This is a genomic window from Bradyrhizobium sp. Crot121 (assembly GCF_059512385.1).
In genome coordinates, this window is sequence record NZ_JCAMOR010000360.1 from 1 (window position 1) to 467 (window position 467).

General features: G+C 62.1%; 1 pseudogene. It reads right to left on the reverse strand.

Annotation, left to right across the window (positions count from 1 at the left end):
* Positions 1 to 437: pseudogene (locus AC5ZGW_RS46970) on the reverse strand (transposase); the annotation flags it as partial.
* Positions 438 to 467: the final 30 nt, after the last annotated feature.

Genomic DNA, 467 nt, shown 5'->3' on the forward strand with positions numbered 1-467 from the left:
GGATCGAGCATTGATGGCATTCTCATGCGCTTTTTGTATGGCTTGCGCATGCGCCGATGGATGATGCGCTGCTCCCCCAGATGCACGTCACTGCCGAGCCCCTTCGCGAACGCTGCTGCGTTCTTTGTCGGCGCCAGTGGGCTGGTTGCTGCCGCGAGCCTACCCGATCGGGCGTCGACGCGCGTGCCGAGCTCCGCCTGGGCGTCTCTCATCTCGGCCAGCAGCGCCACGGGATCGAGCGTGCGATAAAGCTCTCGAAGACGCCGTTTGACGACCTTGCTCAACCTCGGATGCGTCAGTGCGCGGTCATAGGGCGTGGCTGGAACGTGATAGCGCTTGATCACCTTCGCGCCCTCGCGTCGCTTGCCCTTCAGCTTGAAGGACGGCTGAAAGAAGTTGGTGTGCAGCCGAGATGCAGCATACAAACGTTCAAGCACGCGCGTCGTCTCGACACCATCGAAGCGACC